Origin of the sequence: Streptomyces thermodiastaticus (genome assembly GCF_014656135.1) — a bacterium.
GTDB classification, from domain to species: domain Bacteria; phylum Actinomycetota; class Actinomycetes; order Streptomycetales; family Streptomycetaceae; genus Streptomyces; species Streptomyces thermodiastaticus.
This window is the reverse complement of the sequence record NZ_BNBV01000007.1, coordinates 52,497-67,466: the sequence shown is the minus strand read 5'-3', so window position 1 is coordinate 67,466 and position 14,970 is coordinate 52,497. Positions and strand designations below refer to the sequence as shown.

The window sequence follows — 14,970 nt, the reverse complement described above, 5'->3', positions numbered from 1 at the left end:
GCACGGGACGGGACATGCCCACAGCCGTCCGGGTGCGAGCTCGGCCACTCGTCGCCGAGAGTTCACCTGGGGGCCAGGAACGGTTCACCGGCGGGCGCGGACCCCGACGCCCAGGGCCCCGACCGTAGCCGCGTGGGCCCACCGAGGAGACACAGGGGGTGCGGCCCGGGACGACGCACGAGAGGGATCCGACGATGCGGGACGCGTACCACGAGGAACTGGACTCGATCGGCGACGGTCTGGTGGAGATGGCCCGGCTGGTGGGGTCGGCGATCGGACGCGCCACCACTGCCATCCTCGACGCCGACCTGACCCTGGCCGAGAGCGTGATCGAGGCCGACCGGAAGGTGGATGAACTGCAGCACGACCTGGAGGCGCGGGCGATCGCGCTGCTGGCCCGCCAGCAGCCGGTGGCGACGGACCTGCGGATCGTCGTGACCTCGCTGCGCATGTCCGCCGACCTGGAACGCTCCGGCGACCTCGCCCAGCACGTGGCCAAGCTCGCCCGCCTGCGGTACCCCGAGCGCGCGGTCCCGCACGACCTGCACGCCACGATCCTCGAGATGGGCCAGCTCGCGCAGCGGCTGATGGCCAAGTCGGCCGAGGTGCTGGTGACCAAGGACATCGACCTGGCGCTGCAACTGGAACAGGACGACGACGACATGGACCTGCTGCACCGCGCCCTGTTCCAGCACCTGATCGACGGCCGCTGGCAGCACGGCATCGAGACGGCGGTGGACGTCACCCTCCTGGGCCGCTACTACGAGCGCTACGCCGACCACGCGGTGGCGGTGGCCAAGCGGGTGGTGTACCTGGTCACGGGGGAGCACGCCGACGAGCTCCAGCCGGACGTCCCGCCGGCGACCCGCGCCGAGGGTGCATAGCCGGCCGCCCGCAGCCCGAGCGTGAGCCACCGTGCGCCGTTGACGCGCCCCGGCGGATCGGGCATGGAATGAGCACAGGCATCTGCCCTAAGGAGGGACCCATGGCCGAATCTCCCCGTGTGACGCCCGACCCGGCGCAGAACCGCGAGACCGACCAGCCCGCCGAGACCAGGAGCCTGCCCCTGCTGGCCGCCTGCGGCTGCGGATCGGGCTGCGGCTGCGGCTGCCAGTCGGGCGCTCCGTGCCAGTGCGGCTGACCACCGGACCGGCCGGGTGACCGGTGGGCCGGTTGACCGGCCGGTCCGCTGACCGGCGGGCCGACAGGCCGACGGGCCGCATCGCCTCCCACGCACACCGTCGTCTCTCGTCCGGTCGTCCGGTCGTCCGTCGTCTGATGTCGTCTGTCGTCGTCTGTCGTCGCCATCGTTCGCAGGGCCCCGGCGCGGTGCCGGGGCCCTGCGACGTACAGCAGCCCGACAGCCCGCTTCCCCTCCGACAACAGCAGGCACCACCCCCGCCTTTCCCTCTCAAAAGGTCATAATTCACTCCACACTTGGTAACGCGGCGCGTGTAATGACCGATTTTTCCGGCTGGGCGGCCAGGCTGTGCGCGTGGTGACCACTCGGTCCCCGCAGGACCTACGGACCTACGCACACGCATCGGGAGAGCCTGTGTCCGCTTCCCTCTCCGTGACCGTCCGTCGCCTGACCGCTGCCGGTGCCGCGACCGCGGCCCTGCTGGGAGCGACGGCACTGCCGGCCACCGCGGCCGGCCACACCCCGCGTCCTCACCGCCACGCCGTAGTGATCAGCGGCGTCCATCTCAACCCCGGGCACCGCGAGCACCACAACCGTCTCGACCACCGCGCGATCCTCTCCCTGAACCGGGAGTGGGTGGCGGTCAGCAACCGCAGCCGGCGCGCCGTCGACCTCGACGGATGGACACTGTCCGACCGGCACGGCCACACCTACACCTTCCGCCACTACCGGCTCGACGGCGGCTCCACGGTCCGCGTCCACAGCGGCCACGGCCGCGACACCCGGACCGACCTCTTCCAGGACCGCCGCGGCTCCGTCTGGGACCGGCACGGCGACACCGCCGTGCTGCGCGACGACCGGCACCGCTTCGTCGACGCGCTCACCTGGGGCGGCCCTCACTGATCCACCACCGCCCCACAGGCCCCCGCTCGCCGGACTCCCACAGGGGTCACCGGAGAGCGGGGGCCGCCGTCTTCGCTGCGGGGCGGCTGCCTCATCCGGCCGGCGTCCCCTGGTGGTAGTACAGCCGCCACCGGCCCTGCCTCAGCCGCCACAGCGAGCTCCGCCAGGCGCGCCGCCCCTGATGGTCACTGAGGTACGTCAGGTGCACGACGCCCGGCGCCAGCACCACGCCCGACATCCGGGAGACCTCGACCGGCCGGTCCTCGGACACCGTGCCGGCGCTCGTCACCGTCAGGATCGACTCCGCGTCCCATCTCCGGCCCGAGGCCCCGACCTCGACGAACTCCGGGCCCAGCAGCTCCGCCACCGCCTCGGGGCGTGCCCGCACCCCGGGATCGAGCAGCCGCAGCTCACCGTCGACGGCCGCGCGCACGGCCTCTTCGTCCTCCTCCGCCATGCGCGCACACCCTACGGACGCCGTGCGCCGCCGGGAACGCCCCGGACGGCCTGCATGCCGCACCGCCGACCCGACTCCCCCTCCGCTACTTCTGCCCGACGCGTGCCCGGCCCCTGCGCCGGGAGGCGGCCACGATCTCGAAGAGTGGTCGAGCATCTCCCGCTCACAGCAGCGCAGCGCCCGCAGCACCGGCGTGCCCCGCTCCGTCACCCGGCTTAGGGCGGTGACCAGTTGACCGGCGTCGCGGAGTGCCGTGTGGGCACCGCCGGCCAGGGCGGGCCTCATGGCGTGGACGGCGTCGCCGAGCAGCGTGACAGGGCCGTGTGACCACGGCGCGACGGGGGCGGCAATCGATATGCGCAGCGGCATCAGGTACGCGGCCGGCCACAGCCCGAGCAGCCGGTGGATGTCGGGCCGCCTGACGGGACCTCGGGCCCAAGGTCGACGACAGGCTCGCGATGACGCTCGAACGCTACAGCGACGGCAGCTGGGACACCCTCTGCCTCGACACCGCGTACCCGAGCGACGACCGTCTCCGGCACCCGGCGGACAACGACGCCGGCTGGTGAGCTGTCCCCGGAAGATTCCTGTACACGCCCGACGGCCCGGGCGGGGCCCAGAGCCCGCAGACCGCGAAGAGCCCCCTGCCGACGGTCACGAAACCGCAGGCAGGGGGCTCACCCATGGGCGCTTACTTCTTCTTGCCCTGGTTCTTGACCGCCTCGATGGCCGCGGCGGCGGCCTCCGGGTCGAGGTACGTGCCGCCGGGGGTGACCGGGCGGAAGCCGGCGTCCAGCTCGTAGTACAGCGGGATGCCGGTGGGAATGTTCAGGCCCGCGATGTCGGCGTCGGAGATCTGGTCGAGGTGCTTGACCAGGGCGCGCAGGCTGTTGCCGTGGGCGGCGACCAGGACGGTGCGGCCGGCGCGGAGGTCGGGGACGATGCTGTCGTACCAGTACGGCAGCATGCGGGCGACGACGTCCTTCAGGCACTCCGTCCGCGGGCGCAGCTCGGGCGGCAGCGACGCGTAGCGCGGGTCGGAGAACTGGGAGTACTCGGCGTCACGGTCCAGCGGGGGCGGCGGGACGTCGTAGGAGCGGCGCCACAGCATGAACTGTTCCTCGCCGAACTGCTCCAGGGTCTCGGCCTTGTTCTTGCCCTGGAGGGCGCCGTAGTGGCGCTCGTTGAGGCGCCAGGAGCGGTGGACCGGGATCCAGTGGCGGTCGGCGGCCTCCAGCGCGAGCTGGGCGGTGCGGATCGCGCGCTTCTGGACGGACGTGTGGACCACGTCGGGCAGCAGGCCGGCGTCCTTCAGCAGCTCACCGCCGCGGACGGCCTCCTTCTCGCCCTTGTCGTTGAGGTTGACGTCCACCCAGCCGGTGAACAGGTTCTTCGCGTTCCACTCGCTCTCGCCGTGGCGGAGGAGGATCAGCTTGTACGGTGCGTCGGCCATGCTCCCGAGCCTAAAGCACGCATTCGGCCCGCCGTCCCCGCGCCCGGCAGGCGGACGCTTGACGCGTCCCGGTAAATGAGTGGCCCCGGCGTCCGGCGCTCTCGTAAGGTGTGCCCGCCGTTCGCATCACTTACCGCTCCGACAGCTCCGGGGGTCGCCGTCCATGTCCGTCGCCCGTCTCAGGCGTGCCGCGCTCGACACCGTCTCCGGGCTCCCCCGGGCCTTCTGGTGGCTGTGGATCAGCACCCTCGTCAACCGTCTCGGCGCCTTCGTAGCCACCTTCATGGCGTTGTACCTCACCCTCGACCGCGGGTACTCCGCCTCCTACGCCGGTCTGGTCGCCTCCCTGCACGGGCTCGGCGGGGTCGTCTCCTCCCTGGCCGGCGGGGTGATGGCCGACCGTCTGGGGCGCCGGCCCACCCTGCTCGTCGCCCAGGTGGCCACGGCCGTCTTCGTCGCGCTGCTCGGGTTCATGCGCGATCCCGTGTCCATCGCCGTCGTGGCCTTCCTCGTCGGCGTGGCCTCCAACGCCTCCCGGCCCGCGGTACAGGCGATGATGGCGGACATCGTGCGGCCCGAGGACCGGGTGCGGGCCTTCTCCCTCAACTACTGGGCGATCAACCTCGGCTTCGCCGTCTCCTCCACGGCGGCCGGCTTCATCGCCGAGGTCAGCTATCTCGCCGGTTTCCTGATCGAGGCCGGCATGACCCTGGTCTGCGCGATCGTGGTCTTCCTCACACTGCCCGAGTCGCGGCCCGGCTCTTCCTCCGGCAAGGGCGAGGAGCCCGGCGGCGGGGTGCGGCTGGGGACGGTGCTGCGCGACGGGCGGTTCATGGGCGTCGTCGCCCTGTCGTTCCTCGTCGCCCTGGTGTTCCAGCAGGGGTCGGTCGGTCTGCCGGTCGCCATGGGCCGGGCCGGGTTCAGCCCCGCCGACTACGGCATGGCGATCGCCCTCAACGGGGTGCTGATCGTCGCCCTGCAGATCCCCGTCACCCGGCTCATCGAGCACCGCGACCCGCGCCGGCTGCTGCTTGTCTCCTCGCTGCTCGCCGGGTGGGGGTTCGGGCTCACCGCGTTCGCCGGGTCGGTCGGTGTCATCGCGCTCACGGTGTGCGTGTGGACCCTCGGCGAGATGATCAACGCGCCGACCCAGACCGGGCTCGTCGTCCGGCTCTCCCCGGTCCACGGGCGCGGCCGCTACCAGGGGGTCTATTCGCTGTCCTGGGCGCTGGCCGCCCTGGTCGCCCCGGTGATGTCCGGTGCGGTCATCGACCGTCTGGGGGCCGGCTGGCTGTGGGGGCTGTGCGCGGCGGTCGGGACGGCGGCCGGACTCGGGTACGCGGCCCTGATGCGGCGCCTGCCGACACAGACACCGGCCGAAGGAGCCGGGGAGGCCTCGGCGGCGCAGGCCCCGCCGGCGGGGACGCCGTCGGGGGTCGTCGCCGAGGGCGGGTGAGCGGTCCGGGGCGGCTCACGCGGGCGGGGCCCGCCGGGCCGGCTCACGGGTGCATCCGGGCTCCCTTCAGCGTCTTGTCCACGGCGTTCTTCGGGCCGTAGACCGCCAGCCCGACCAGGTCCAGCTCGGCGGTCGGAACGGCCCGGACGGCGGCGCGGTTGTCGCGGTCGTTGCCCGTGGTGAACAGGTCGGAGGTGAACACCGCGCGGGGCAGGGCGCGGGCGAGGGCCTTGGCGTGGGCCGTGGCCAGCGTCTCTTTGGAGCCCTCGAAGACCAGGACCGGCTGGCGGAACATCGGCAGGTAGGGCACCGCGTCGGCGTCCTCGTAGGGTGCGCCGACGACCTCCGGGACCTCGGTGCCCAGGCCGCTGACCAGGAAGGCGGTCACGTTCAGGCGCTGCCAGGTCTGCAGGTCCTCGCGCAGCAGGACGGCGATCTTGGTGTCGAAGCGGACCGGCGGGGGCGTCGTGTCCCCGGCCTCGTGCGGTGCGGTGTTCATGCAGCGAGACTGCCCGGCGGCCGGGCGGCGGGTCTTGTACGTTCTTTGCATGGCCGCCGAACGGGCCGGACAGGCCGAAGTCTCCGCGTGGCGTCCGCGTGTCCCGGGTGTCGTGGAGGTGCTCCACGCCCGCTTCACCGAGTACGCCTACCCGATGCACGTCCACGACGCCTGGACGCTGCTCATCGTGGACGACGGCGCCGTGCGCTACGACCTGGACCGGCACGAGCACGGCACCCCGCTCGGCACGGTGAGCCTGCTGCCGCCGCACGTGCCGCACAACGGCTCCCCGGCCACGCCGGACGGCTTCCGCAAACGCGTGGTGTATCTGGACGGAAGCCGGCTGAGCGCCGAGCTGATCGGGGCGGCCGTGGACGGGCCGGACCTGCCCGATCCGCTGCTGCGGCGGCGGGTGGGCCAGTTGCACGCCGCGCTCGGGCGGCCCGGCGACGAGCTGGAGGCGGAGAGCCGGCTGACCCTGGTCGCCGAGCGGCTGCGCGTCCATCTCACGCGCCGTGAGTCCGCCCGCCCGTGCCGGGACCCGGCGCTGGCCCGGCGGCTGCGGGACCTGCTGGACGCGCGGGTGGCGGCCGGTGTCACGCTCCAGGAGGCGGCACGGCTGCTGCACGCCCATCCGGCCCATCTGGTCCGGGCGTTCAGCACCGCGTACGGCATCGCCCCGCACCAGTACCTGATGTCCCGCCGGGTCGGCCGGGCCCGGCGGCTGCTGCTGGACGGGGTGCCGCCGGGCGAGGTGGCCTCGGTGACCGGGTTCTACGACCAGGCGCACCTCACCCGGCACTTCAAGAAGCTGGTCGGGGTGACCCCGGGGCGCTACCGGAGGGGCAGCGCGCGCTGGGCCTCGTAGAGGTTGCGCGGGCGAACCACGTCGGTCGTCCCGTACAGCTCCAGGCGGGAGTGCAGGTCGCCGGTGAAGTCGGGGACGTCGATCTGGCCGAACTCGGTGACCTCGTCGATGCCGACGGTGGCCGACCAGGGGGCGAGTTCGTCGATCTTCATCAGGCCGGCGCGGCCGTTGGTGACGCGGATGTTCCAGTGGGTGAAGCGGGCGCCGAAGAGCGGGCCGGCGCCGGCGTCGCCGCCGTGCCGGCCGTCGTTGTTCACCGTGATGTCGGTGCGGACGTCGGCGAAGGGCAGGCCGCGGTGCGAGTCGAAGGTGCCCATCTGCATCTCGCCGCGGGACCAGACGTTGTAGGAGGACAGGCCCTCGACGTTGATGCCGTGCAACTGGGTGCCGGGCGGGGCGGGCACCGTGCGTTTCTCGATGGTGAAGTCCTCGATCAGGTTGTCGTGGGAGCCCTCACGGCAGAAGTACGGGTGGTGGGAGCCGCGGCCGGCGACGCGGGTGCGGCGCAGGGTGCAGGCGGAGGCGGCCACCAGGCCGAAGCCGTTGTCGACGTGGCGGACGGTCACGTCGTCCACCCAGCAGTCGTAGGCGCACTGCAGGACCACGCCGTTGTAGCCCTTGTCGAGCAGGTGCGGGGACTGCTGGGTCTGAACCGCCTGAAGGGTCAGGCCCTCCACACCCGAGCCGGTCAGCTCCTCGGCGTGGGTGGTCAGCCGCGGGTCCCACTCGGGGCGCACATCGAGCGGCAGGGGGCGTTCGAGGGTGACGGTGCGGCCGTGGACGCGGCTGATCCGCACCGGCCACTCGTAGGGGACGTAGGAGAGCAGCTTGGTCTTGTCGTCCCAGCGGTAGGCCTCGGGGCCGGGGCCGCCGCCCGCCATGTGCTCCAGCAGCGTGTGGTCCGCGTCGTCCGCCAGGCGCAGCAGGACCAGTCGGCCGGGGCGCAGCCGGGAGGGGTCGGCGACGGTCACCGTCCGGTCGCCCTGCCGGGCCGGTGAGAGCGTGGTCAGGGTGGTCCACTCGTCGCGCCGGTTGCCGGTCCAGCCCTCGAACGGCCAGTCCTGGGCGCGGATGGCGGCCACCAGGGAGTTCCAGCGGGCCTCGGGGGCGAGCCAGATCAGGCCGCCCGCCCAGGACCAGGACGACTTGTCGCCGCCGTAACGGGAGCCGTAGACGCCGATCAGCTCGGTGAGGTTCTTGGTGGCGTACAGGGTGGTCCGGCCGCTGCCGGCGCCGCGCAGGACGACGCCGGAGTGGCCGATGCGGATCAGGCCGTCGATGCGGTAGGTGCCGGGCGGGACGAGGACCGTGCCGCCGCCGGCCCGGCCGGCCTCGGCGAGGGCGCGGTTGATGGCGGGCGCGCAGTCGGTGGTGCCGTCGGGGACGGCGCCGTAGTCGGTGACATCGGCGACGACCCGGGGGCGCGGGAGGCGGGCCGTCCCGGCGCGGTATCCGGCGCGGCCGATGTAGGGGATCTGCGGGTGGGTGAGGGGGGTGCGAGTGAACTCCTCCCAGATGACCGGTACTTGACCTGTCCTGGCCGCCGCCCGCCCCGCGTGGTCCGGGGCGGCGGCCGCCCGGCCGGCCGTGGCGCCGAGGGCCACGGCGGTGGCGCCCGCGAGGAGGGTCCGTCTGGTCAGCCGCCCGGTGTCCCGGCGCGCGTCGGTCATGACCGCCACCCCTTCTGAGGATTCATGGACTTGAACGCCATTCAGAAATGTGCTGGCCGTGAGCATGCCACCGCACCCCGGCACCCGGGAAGAGGGCGTGCGGGACGACGTGATGGAGGGAGGGGAGGGCGAGAAGGACGGCGCGGGGAAGGGACCTCAGTCGGCCGGACGCTCGATCAGATGCATGAACGCCTCCAGGTTGCGCGTGGACTCGCCGCGCGACACCCGCCAGGCGTACTCCTTGCGGATCGCGGAGGCGAAGCCCAGCTCCAGGAGGGTGTTGAAATCGCCGTCGGCGGCCTCCACGACCTGGCCGAGGAGCCGGTCGATCTCCTCGGCGGTCACCGCGGCGAGCGGCAGCCGCGCGGTGAGGTAGACGTCGCCGAGCCGGTCGACGGCGTAACTCACCCCGTACAGCTTGAGGTTGCGCTCCAGCAGCCAGCGGTGGACACCCGCCTCGTTCTCGTCGGGATGGCGGATGACGAAGGCGTTGAGCGACAGCGAGTGCCGGCCCACCAGGAACGACACCGTGGTGGACAGCTTGCGCGTACCGGGGAGCTGGACCACGTAGGTCCCGGGCCGGGGGGACTCCCACTCCAACTCGGAGTCGGTGAAGACCGCTTCGAGAACCTGCCCGGCCTGCTGCACATCACCCATGGTGGGAGCGTACGCGACGGCGGTACCAGTGGGCCGCGGCCGTGTACACGTCGGCGGTGGCGGCCGCCGCGGTGTCCCAGCCGAAGGACTGCGCGTGCCGGGCGGCCCGGGCGCCCATGCGCGCCGTCAGTTCCGGCTCGTCGACGAAGCGCCGCAGCACCCGCGCGTAGGCAGCCGGGTCGTGGCCCTGGACCAGGAAACCGGTCTCGCCGTCCCGTACCGCCACCGGCAGCCCGCCGACGGCGGCGGCGATCACCGGTGTGCCGGCGGCCTGCGCCTCTATCGCCACCAGCCCGAAGGACTCGCTGTGGGAGGGCATCACCAGCACGGACGCGGCCCGGAACCAGTCGGCGAGCTGCTCCTGCCCGACCGGGGGCCGGAACCGTACGACGTCGGCGATGCCGAGCTGCGCCGCGAGCTTCTGCAGCCCCTCCGGTTTGGCCAGCCCGCTGCCGCTGGGGCCGCCGACCACCGGCACGACGATGCGGGAGCGCAGGCCGGGACGTTCCTGCAGCAGCACGCCCACGGCCTTGAGCAGCACATCGGGGGCCTTGAGCGGCTGGATCCGGCCGGCGAAGAGCGGGATCAGCGCGTCCTGGGGCAGCCCGAGACGGGCCCGGGCGGCGGCACGGCCGTCGGCGGGACGGAAACGGGCGAGGTTCACCCCGGGGTGCACCACGGCGACCTTGCCGGGGTCGGCGTCGTAGTACCGGACCAGCTCCTCGGCCTCTTCCTCGGTGTTGGCGATCAGCCGGTCGGCGGCGGCGACGATCTGGGTCTCGCCGATGACCCGGGCGGCCGGTTCGGGCGTGTCGCCCTCGGCGAGGTGGGCGTTCTTGACCTTGGCCATGGTGTGCATGGCGTGCACCAGGGGCACCCCCCAGCGCTGGGCGGCCAGCCAGCCGACCTGGCCGGAGAGCCAGTAGTGGGAGTGGACCAGGTCGTAGTAGCCGGGGCGGTGGCCGGCCCACGCCTGCATGACGCCGTGGGTGAAGGCGCACAGCTGGGCGGGCAGGTCCTCCTTGGCCAGGCCCTCGTAGGGGCCGGCGTCCACGTGCCGGACCAGGACGCCCGGGGCCAGCTCCACGGTGGACGGCAGCCCGCCCGCGGTGGCCCGGGTGAACACCTCCACCTCGATGCCGATCGCGGCGAGCCGCTGGGCCAGCTCCACGATGTAGACGTTCATGCCGCCGGCGTCGCCCGTGCCGGGCTGGTGCAGCGGCGAGGTGTGCACGGAGAGCATGGCGACGCGCCGGGGGCGGCGGTGCAGCCGCAGCCGTGCCGGACCCGCCGCGGAGCGGCGCCCGAGCCTGCTGACGTACTGGCCCACCTGGCGTTCCTCCTTGTGCGGGCGTGTGCTGCTGCCGGTCGTGATGCGGGCGTGCCGGACGGACGGCGTGCGGCACCCGGAAACAGCAACACCGCGCAGAAGGGCTCCATTTCCGGCTCCCACCCGCCACGGCGTTTTTTGCCCGATCGTTACGCCATCTCACCCGGCCGTTGGCATTCATCCGCCCCGAGAGGGTGATGTACACCACGCCGCGGCCCTGGGACGCGGGAACGTTCGGTGCCGGGTGCCCCCATACCCTCGTATCCATGACCGTGCACACCTTGCTGCTCCCCCACCCGCGGCGGCCGGAGGCGAACGGGCGGGCACCGGTGGTGGGCACGGTGACGCGCGGGACGACCAACCCCAACCGGCTGCGCCGCATGGACCGTTGGATCACCGCCGTGCACGGCGCCGAGCTGCGCCGGGCCGCCGACCCCGTGGCAGTCGATCTCGGCTACGGCGCGGCGCCCTGGACGGCGGTCGAGCTGCTGGGCCGGCTGCGCACCGCGGCGCCGAGGGTGCGCGTGGTCGGGGTGGAGATAGAGCCGGCCCGGGTCGCGGCGGCCCGGCCGTACGAGCGCGACGGTCTGGTCTTCCGGCACGGCGGCTTCGAGGTGCCGGTGACAGGACGGCCCCTGCTCATACGGGCGGCCAACGTGCTGCGCCAGTACCACGAGTCGGAGGTCGCCGCCGTCTGGGAGCGGCTGTGCGCCCGCCTTGCCCCGGCGGACGCGCACTCGCGCGGGGGCCTGCTGGTGGAGGGCACCTGCGACGAGATAGGACGGCGGCACGTATGGGTGGCACTCGGCCCGGAAGGGCCCCGCACGGTCACCTTCGCCACCCGGCTCGGCTCCCTGCACCGCCCCTCCGATCTGGCCGAACGCCTTCCGAAGGTGCTCATACACCGCAATGTGCCCGGGGAGCCGGTGCATGCCTTCCTGCGCGACTTCGACCGCGCCTGGGCGGCCGCCGCGCCGTATGCCGCCTACGGTGCCCGGCAGCGGTGGATCCGCGCGGTGCGCGACCTGAGCGCGGACTGGCCGGTGACGGACGGGCCGGGGCGCTGGCGGCAGGGCGAGGTCACCGTGCGGTGGGCCGCGCTGGCGCCGCGCACCTGACCCGGCGGACCTGTCCTGAGCCGCGGGCGGGATGCGTGGGGGGCACACGGGACTGCGGCGCTCTGTTGTTTTGAGCGTGGGCATGGCACGATCCCACCGAGCCGCATGTTACCGACGGTAAATCAGGTGGGGGGACCTATGCATCGGGGACGGAGCAGGCGCAGTGTGCTCGCGGCGGCCGTGACCGCCCTGTGCGGGGCCGTCGTGCCGGCGACGGCGGGCACGGCGTTCGCCTCCGCACGGGAACCCTCCGCGTCACCGGAGCCCTCCGCCGCACCGGGCACTAGGGTGGACGGCCGGCTGGAGGCCGTCCGTGCCGAACTGGACCGGCTCTACCACGACGCCGCGGTCGCCACGGACGCCTACAACGCCGCCGAGGAGAAGGCGCGGCAGCAGGCCGCCGAGGTCGACCGGCTGAAGAAGAAGATCGCCGCGGGCCGTCAGAAGCTGGACGGTCTCAGGAACCGGGCCGGTGCCGCGGCCCAGGCCCAGTACCGCTCGGGCGGACTGCCTCCCGAGGCGCGGCTGCTGCTCGGCGACGACCCGCAGGCCTTCCTCCAGGGAGCCGGCTGGGCCGTGCAGGGCGAGCGCGCGGTCCGCGACCTGCTCGAGGACATGACCCGCACCCAGAAGGAGCTGCGGGAGGACGCCCGTCGGGCCGAGAGCGAGCTGGCCTCGCTTCAGGCCACCCGCAAGGCCAGGGACGCCGCCCGCACCCGGATCGAGAAGCGGATCGAGGAAGCCGAGAAACTGCAGGCCACGCTGGAGAAGGAGCAGCGCCGGCAGCTGGCGGAGCTGGAGCGGCAGGCGGCCCGCAAGGCGCAGGCGGCCTGGCTCGGCTCCGGCGTCCTGAAGGACATCCGCGGCACCGCGTCCCGGGCGGGCCGGAAGGCGGTGGCCTTCGCCACGGCCCAGATCGGCAAGCCGTACGAGTGGGGCGCCGAGGGACCGCGGACGTACGACTGCTCCGGGCTGACCTCGCAGGCCTGGGCCGCGGCCGGCCACCCCATCCCGCGCACCTCGCAGGAGCAGTGGAGACAGCTGACGCACGTGGCGCTGAAGGACATGCGCCCCGGCGACCTGATCATCTACTTCGACGACGCCAGCCATGTCGCGCTGTACGTCGGCGGCGGCAGGATCGTCCACGCCCCGCGCCCCGGCCGTACGGTGACCCTGGCGGGCGCCGGCGAGATGCCGATCCTGGGGGTCGTCCGCCCGGACCCGGACTGACCCGCACCGCCCGCAGCGGGCGGCTCGGCGGTGACCTGGACCATGTGACCCACCGCACCCTCGCCGGGCGCCGAAACCCCGGACGGACGTGACCTTCGTCATCCCGGAGCGCGGCCGTGCTGTCCAACTCCGGTACGCCTCGCGGCATATGCCGCTCGCCCATGCCGAAGCGCCGCTGTCCGGGCCGTTCCGCTGCGCCGCCGACTGCCGCTAGGGTCCCGGTTGGTGGGGCGGTTCCCCGTACCCACCCACGCCCTCGGGGGGAGGGAAGGAAACGCAGGACGATGCCCGTGCCCATACCGCGGCAGCGAGACATCCCGGCCGCGGAGCGCGGCCCGGCGCCCACCGTGACCCACGACGGCGCCGTCGCGGCACCGGCCCCGCACACGACCACCACCGAGCCGAAGGAAACGACGGTCGAGAAGGACACCCATCGGACCACCGCTCACCACGGTGCCGGCAGCGGCCCCCTCACGCTGCTGCTGATCGAGGACGACCCGGCGGGTTCGCCGATCGTGCCCCGGCTGCTCGACTCGGCCGGCAAGCCGATCCGTGTCCGCACGGCCCGCAACCTCACCGAGGCCGAGCGGCTGCTCACCGACGACGTCCACTGCATCCTGCTGGACCTGGCGCTGCCCGCCCCGTCGCGCACCGGCACACCCGCGGGTTCCGACTCCGGTGACGGCGAGGGCGACGACGAGCTGGCCGTCCTCAAGCACGTCCTCCGGCTCGCGCCCCGGCACGCCGTGCTCGCCCTGACCGCGTCCGGCGACGCCGAACGCGGCGCGGAGGCGGTCCGCGTCGGCGCCCAGGACTACCTGTTCCGCGACGAGCTGGACGGACGCCTGCTGAGCCGGGCGATCCGTTACGCGGTGGAGCGCAAGCGCTCGGACGTCGCCGAACGCCGGCTGGCCGAGGGCCGGCTGCGCGCGCAGGAGAACCGCCGCCTGGAGCGCGGCCTGCTGCCGACCCCCCTGCTGGACGGCTCCACGCTGCACTTCGCCGCCCGCTACCGGCCCGGCCGTTCCCGCGCCCTGCTCGGCGGCGACTTCTACGACGCGGTGCGCACCCCCGACGGCACCGTCCACGCCATGATCGGCGACGTGTGCGGGCACGGCCCGGACGAGGCCGCGCTCGGCGTGGAGCTGCGCATCGCCTGGCGGGCGCTGACGCTGGCGGGGCTGTGCGGCGACGATCTGCTGAACACGCTGCAGCAGGTGCTGGAGCACGAGCGCACCAACGACGAGATCTTCGCGACGCTGTGCACGGTGGACATCTCGCCGGACGGCCGGCACGCCGGCCTGTGCCTGGCCGGGCATCCGTCCCCGCTGGTCATCACCCCTCAGCGGCCCGCCCGGCTGCTGCCGTACGACAACAACGGCCCCGCCCTCGGCCTGCTCCCGGGCGCCCGCTGGCCCCGGACCCAGGTCGAGCTGGGGTCCCGGTGGAGCCTGATGCTGTACACCGACGGCCTGATCGAGGGCCGGGTCGGCGACGGCGGCGAGCGGCTGGGTCAGGACGGGATGGTGGACATGGTCCGCCGCCAGCTGGACCGGGGGCTGCACGGCGAGGAGCTGCTGCGGGCGGCCGTGAACGAGGCGCGCACCCTCAACGGCGGGGAACTCAACGACGACGTCGCGGTGGTCATGCTGGAGCGACGGCCATGAGGCCGTGCCGCGGCGGCGGCCGCGACCGGGACATGCACGCCATGTGACGACGGCCGGCGACCGGCCGGGCCGCCGGTCGCGGACCCGGCGGCCCTACCGGCCGCCGTTGAACGGCCCGTACGGGCCGTCGCTGCTGCTGCCGCGGCGACGGCCCCAGCCGCTGCCGCCGGACACCTGCTTGAGCGCGGGCCGCACGTCCACGATGTAGACAATGCTCGCGATCGCGCCGATCACCGGCAGGAACATGAAGATCGAGAACAGGTAGCTCACGACGAGCGCCAGGCCCAGGACGATCAGCCAGAACCCCTTGTTCTGCTTGTCCGCCGCCCGGAAGGCGTCCTCGCGCCGGAACGCGGCGTCCACCAGCCCGAACGCGGCCAGGGCCATGAGAAGGATCTTCAGCAGACCCAGGAACCCCGCGAAGCCCATCATCAGCATGTCGCCCACCGCCCGTTTCCTCCGACTAGGTCCTCGGCCACCGTACCCGTAGAACGGGCCGGGCACCGCCCGCGTGCCCGGCC

General features: G+C 73.3%; 15 protein-coding genes and 2 pseudogenes. 9 read left to right on the top strand and 8 right to left on the bottom strand.

What is annotated here, in order from left to right; all coding sequences use genetic code 11:
* Positions 1-194: 194 nt before the first annotated feature.
* The 3 genes from phoU (at position 195) to IE286_RS09290 (ending at position 2,044) form a co-directional block, all read left to right on the top strand.
* Positions 195-884, top strand: coding sequence for a phosphate signaling complex protein PhoU (phoU, locus tag IE286_RS09300; RefSeq protein WP_189796154.1), 690 nt, complete (start codon positions 195-197; stop codon positions 882-884).
* A gap of 101 nt (positions 885-985) precedes the next feature.
* Positions 986-1,141, top strand: coding sequence for a hypothetical protein (locus IE286_RS09295; RefSeq protein ID WP_189796153.1), 156 nt, complete (start codon positions 986-988; stop codon positions 1,139-1,141).
* A gap of 414 nt (positions 1,142-1,555) precedes the next feature.
* Positions 1,556-2,044, top strand: coding sequence for a lamin tail domain-containing protein (locus IE286_RS09290; protein WP_189796152.1), 489 nt, complete (start codon positions 1,556-1,558; stop codon positions 2,042-2,044).
* 91 nt (positions 2,045-2,135) lie between these two features.
* Here the strand turns inward: IE286_RS09290 and IE286_RS27115 are convergent, their stop codons facing one another.
* Both IE286_RS27115 and IE286_RS27875 read right to left on the bottom strand, forming a co-directional pair.
* Positions 2,136-2,501: a nuclear transport factor 2 family protein gene (locus IE286_RS27115; RefSeq protein ID WP_229862177.1), complete on the bottom strand. Its 366-nt coding sequence runs from the start codon at positions 2,499-2,501 to the stop codon at positions 2,136-2,138.
* 213 nt (positions 2,502-2,714) lie between these two features.
* A pseudogene (locus tag IE286_RS27875) lies at positions 2,715-2,870 on the bottom strand (FAD-dependent monooxygenase); the annotation flags it as partial.
* Positions 2,871-2,935: 65 nt separating this feature from the next.
* On the opposite strand from IE286_RS27875, the pseudogene IE286_RS27995 reads away from it, so the two are divergent.
* Positions 2,936-3,070, top strand: a pseudogene (locus IE286_RS27995) (RICIN domain-containing protein); the annotation flags it as partial.
* Between the two features lie 122 nt (positions 3,071-3,192).
* Here IE286_RS27995 and IE286_RS09280 read toward each other — a convergent pair.
* Entirely contained in the window at positions 3,193-3,954 is a 762-nt protein-coding gene (locus IE286_RS09280) for a phosphoglyceromutase (RefSeq protein ID WP_189796150.1), read from the bottom strand.
* Positions 3,955-4,117: 163 nt separating this feature from the next.
* Here IE286_RS09280 and IE286_RS09275 point away from each other — a divergent pair, with 163 nt between their 5' ends.
* Positions 4,118-5,410, top strand: a complete 1,293-nt coding sequence (locus IE286_RS09275) for an MDR family MFS transporter (RefSeq protein ID WP_189796149.1) — start codon at positions 4,118-4,120, stop codon at positions 5,408-5,410.
* A 43-nt stretch (positions 5,411-5,453) separates the two neighbouring features.
* Here the strand turns inward: IE286_RS09275 and IE286_RS09270 are convergent, their stop codons facing one another.
* Positions 5,454-5,909, bottom strand: coding sequence for a DUF2000 domain-containing protein (locus IE286_RS09270; protein ID WP_189796148.1), 456 nt, complete (start codon positions 5,907-5,909; stop codon positions 5,454-5,456).
* Between the two features lie 49 nt (positions 5,910-5,958).
* Here IE286_RS09270 and IE286_RS09265 point away from each other — a divergent pair, with 49 nt between their 5' ends.
* A complete protein-coding gene (locus tag IE286_RS09265) occupies positions 5,959-6,777 on the top strand; it encodes a helix-turn-helix domain-containing protein (protein WP_189796147.1) in 819 nt (272 codons plus the stop codon).
* Here the strand turns inward: IE286_RS09265 and IE286_RS09260 are convergent.
* The 3 genes from IE286_RS09260 to mshA form a co-directional block, all read right to left on the bottom strand.
* Complete coding sequence (locus IE286_RS09260; protein ID WP_229862172.1) at positions 6,744-8,447, bottom strand: glycosyl hydrolase family 28-related protein; 1,704 nt, start codon at positions 8,445-8,447, stop codon at positions 6,744-6,746. The two genes, IE286_RS09265 and IE286_RS09260, sit on opposite strands and share 34 nt — an antisense overlap.
* 156 nt (positions 8,448-8,603) lie before the next feature.
* A complete protein-coding gene (locus IE286_RS09255; RefSeq protein WP_189796145.1) occupies positions 8,604-9,104 on the bottom strand; it encodes a type III secretion system chaperone family protein in 501 nt (166 codons plus the stop codon).
* A complete protein-coding gene (gene mshA, locus IE286_RS09250; protein ID WP_189796144.1) occupies positions 9,097-10,434 on the bottom strand; it encodes a D-inositol-3-phosphate glycosyltransferase in 1,338 nt (445 codons plus the stop codon). Before mshA ends, IE286_RS09255 begins: the two co-directional genes overlap by 8 nt.
* Positions 10,435-10,814: 380 nt before the next feature.
* On the opposite strand from mshA, the gene IE286_RS09245 reads away from it, so the two are divergent.
* The 3 genes from IE286_RS09245 (at position 10,815) to IE286_RS09235 (ending at position 14,449) form a co-directional block, all read left to right on the top strand.
* On the top strand, positions 10,815-11,552 hold the full coding sequence (locus IE286_RS09245) for a class I SAM-dependent methyltransferase (protein WP_229862219.1): 738 nt from the start codon (positions 10,815-10,817) through the stop codon (positions 11,550-11,552).
* Positions 11,553-11,690: 138 nt separating this feature from the next.
* Positions 11,691-12,782, top strand: coding sequence for a C40 family peptidase (locus IE286_RS09240; RefSeq protein WP_372462525.1), 1,092 nt, complete (start codon positions 11,691-11,693; stop codon positions 12,780-12,782).
* 284 nt (positions 12,783-13,066) lie between these two features.
* Positions 13,067-14,449 carry a PP2C family protein-serine/threonine phosphatase gene (locus IE286_RS09235; RefSeq protein WP_189796142.1) on the top strand — a complete coding sequence of 461 codons (1,383 nt, stop codon included), beginning with the start codon at positions 13,067-13,069 and terminating at the stop codon, positions 14,447-14,449.
* Positions 14,450-14,542: 93 nt separating this feature from the next.
* Here the strand turns inward: IE286_RS09235 and IE286_RS09230 are convergent, their stop codons facing one another.
* Positions 14,543-14,887 (bottom strand): DUF2516 family protein, encoded by a 345-nt coding sequence (locus tag IE286_RS09230; protein WP_185867818.1) that lies wholly within the window; start codon positions 14,885-14,887, stop codon positions 14,543-14,545.
* Positions 14,888-14,970 lie beyond the last annotated feature (83 nt).